Genomic DNA, 3,176 nt, shown 5'->3' with positions numbered 1-3,176 from the left:
AGAGTGAATGCCGGATAGGTTCTGTCCGGCATTTTTTTTGCGTTAATTCTGGTGCTTATCTTCGGTATTGGTCTCGAAATCGCTGGCATCATGACGTTCATGAAGCTGCTCATTCAATGGCCCGTTGGTCCGGTTCACAATCCGTCCGCGTTTAACGGCTGGACGTTCAGCGATCTCTTTTGCCCAACGCTGCACATTTTTATAGTTGCCCGCATCAAGGAATTCTGCCGCATCGTACACATTGCCCAGCACCACGTTGCCAAACCACGGCCAGATAGCCATATCGGCAATGGTGTACTCATCGCCTGCCACGTAAGCGTTATTCGCCAGCTGTTTATCCAGCACGTCCAGCAGGCGTTTGGCTTCCATTGTAAAGCGGTTGATCGCGTACTCAATCTTCACCGGCGCGTAGTGATAGAAGTGACCGAAGCCGCCGCCGAGGAAGGGCGCTGCACCCTGCAGCCAGAACAGCCAGTTTAATGTCTCTGTACGTTTTGCTAAATCCTGTGGCAGGAAATAACCATATTTTTCTGCCAGATACAGCAGGATCGAGCCCGACTCAAACACACGCACCGGTGGATTTTGCGAATGATCGCGCAATGCCGGGATCTTCGAGTTGGGATTCACCTCCACAAAGCCGCTGGAGAACTGATCGCCTTCGCCAATGCGAATCAGCCAGGCATCGTACTCTGCGCCGCTCACCCCCTGCGCGAGCAGCTCTTCCAGCATGATGGTGACTTTCTGGCCGTTCGGCGTACCCAGCGAATAGAGCTGAAGCGGATGTTTACCGACCGGCAGCGTTTTGTCGTGCGTCGGACCGGAGACAGGACGGTTGATGTTGGCGAACGCACCGCCATTGGATTTTTCCCACGTCCAGACTTTCGCGGGCTGATAAGTGTTATCTGACATGTTGATCTGCCTTCTGAGTGGTTGTGTTGAAGCAGTGTAGCAGGTCGCCATTCGTACCTTTAACAGATCGGCACATTTACACCTGCCTATTTTTTGTTGTTGCGCACGCTCCCGCTGCGTTGAGGTGTATGATGGTCGACGGTGTAGGGCAGGCAAGCAGAAGCTGCTCAGCAGTATAGTTTTGAGGTAAGGTGCATGAGCAAAGGAACGACCAGTCAGGATGCCCCGTTCGGGACATTATTGGGCTATGCCCCCGGTGGTGTAGCGATCTACTCTTCAGATTACAGCTCCCTCGACCCGCGGGACTATGACGATGACGCCGCGTTTCGCAGCTACATCGACAACGAATACATGGGCCACAAATGGCAGTGCGTCGAGTTCGCGCGCCGTTTTCTCTTCCTGAATTATGGTGCGGTGTTCACCGATGTTGGCATGGCGTGGGAGATTTTCTCGTTGCGTTTCCTGCGCGAAGTGGTGAACGACAACATTCTGCCGCTACAGGCGTTTCCTAACGGGTCGCCTCGCGCACCGGTCGCCGGGGCGCTGCTGATCTGGCAGAAAGGCGGAGAATTTAAAGACACCGGCCATGTCGCGATTATCACTCAATTGCTGGATAACAAAATCCGCATTGCCGAGCAGAACGTCATTCACACGCCGCTTCCTCCCGGACAGCAGTGGACGCGTGAGCTGGAGATGGTGGTGGAAAATGGCTGCTATACCCTGAAAGACACCTTTGACGACACTACTATTCTGGGCTGGATGATCCAGACCGACGATACCCGGCACAGCCTGCCACAGCCGGAGATCGCCAATGATTCGCTGAAGATTGGCGCGGCAAGACTGGAAGAAAACGGCCAGTTTGACGGTAAATGGCTGGATGAACAGGATCCGCTGCAAAAAGCCTACGTGACAGCGAACGGTCACGTGATCAATCAGGATCCGTATCAGTATTTCACGATGACCGAGAGTGCCGAACAGGAGTTGATCAAAGCGACCAACGAGCTGCATCTGATGTATCTGCACGCTACAGACAAGGTGCTGAAAGACGACAATCTGCTGGCGCTGTTCGACATTCCCAAAATCCTCTGGCCGCGTTTGCGTCTCTCCTGGCAACGCCGTCGCCACCATATGATCACCGGTCGTATGGATTTCTGTATGGATGAGCGCGGGTTGAAAGTGTACGAATACAACGCCGATTCCGCGTCGTGCCATACCGAAGCGGGGCTGATCCTCGAACGCTGGGCGGAGCAGGGCTATACCGGTAAAGGACATAACCCGGCAGAAGGCCTGATCAATGAGCTGGCGGGGGCCTGGAAACACAGCCACGCGCGTCCATTCGTGCACATCATGCAGGATAAGGATATTGAGGAGAACTATCATGCCCAGTTTATGCAGCAGGCGCTGCATCAGGCCGGGTTTGAAAGTAAGATCCTGCGTGGGCTGGATGAACTGCGCTGGGACGATGCCGGACAACTCATTGACGGTGACGGACGCCTGGTGAACTGCGTCTGGAAAACCTGGGCGTGGGAAACGGCGATTGAGCAGGTGCGTGAAGTCAGCGAAACCGAGTATGCCGCCGTGCCGATTCGTACCGGACATACCCATCAGGATGTCCGGTTGATCGATGTGCTACTGCGCCCGGAAGTGCTGGTCTTTGAGCCGCTGTGGACGGTGATCCCGGGTAACAAAGCGATCCTGCCGATCCTGTGGCAACTTTTCCCGCACCACCGCTATCTGCTGGATACCGATTTTGTCGTCAATGATGAACTGGCACAAACCGGTTATGCGGTGAAACCGATTGCGGGTCGCTGTGGCAGCAATATCGACCTGGTCAGCCATCAGGAAGAACTGCTGGACAAAACCAGCGGGAAATTTGCTGCACAGAAGAACATTTATCAGCAGCTTTGGTGTCTGCCAAACGTTGCCGGTAAGTATATTCAGGTGTGCACTTTTACCGTTGGCGGCAACTACGGCGGCACCTGCCTGCGTGGCGACGAATCGCTGGTTATTAAGAAAGAGAGCGACATTGAACCGTTGATTGTGGTGAAGGGGTGAGCTCTCAGCAGGCTACGGTTATAGCCGGAGCATGTCTCTAAAGCCGAAAGCTGACCGATGCAGTCGTTGTGTAAGAATCCGTAATCTCCCAGGGATTACGGATTTTTTTGCTTCTCAACCTGGTTCTCAGTACTGTCGATTTGCGGTTGTCGTGGCACACTAATTTTGTCATCTGAATAATACTTTCCTAACCTTTGGTTTTTCAAAAACCA

General features: G+C 53.7%; 2 protein-coding genes. One reads left to right on the top strand and one right to left on the bottom strand.

The window, feature by feature from the left end:
- Nucleotides 1-42: 42 nt before the first annotated feature.
- Nucleotides 43-909 carry a glutathione-dependent disulfide-bond oxidoreductase gene (yghU, locus tag AB7E14_RS22145; protein ID WP_099433652.1) on the bottom strand — a complete coding sequence of 289 codons (867 nt, stop codon included), beginning with the start codon at nt 907-909 and terminating at the stop codon, nt 43-45.
- A 195-nt stretch (nt 910-1,104) separates the two neighbouring features.
- Here yghU and gss point away from each other — a divergent pair, with 195 nt between their 5' ends.
- Nucleotides 1,105-2,964 carry a bifunctional glutathionylspermidine amidase/synthase gene (gene gss, locus AB7E14_RS22140; RefSeq protein ID WP_044255709.1) on the top strand — a complete coding sequence of 620 codons (1,860 nt, stop codon included), beginning with the start codon at nt 1,105-1,107 and terminating at the stop codon, nt 2,962-2,964.
- Nucleotides 2,965-3,176: the final 212 nt, after the last annotated feature.

Source organism: Citrobacter sp., from assembly GCF_050252275.1.
Lineage (GTDB): Bacteria > Pseudomonadota > Gammaproteobacteria > Enterobacterales > Enterobacteriaceae > Citrobacter_A > Citrobacter_A amalonaticus.
Note: the sequence above shows the minus strand (reverse complement) of the source record. Positions and strands in the feature narration are given on the sequence as shown.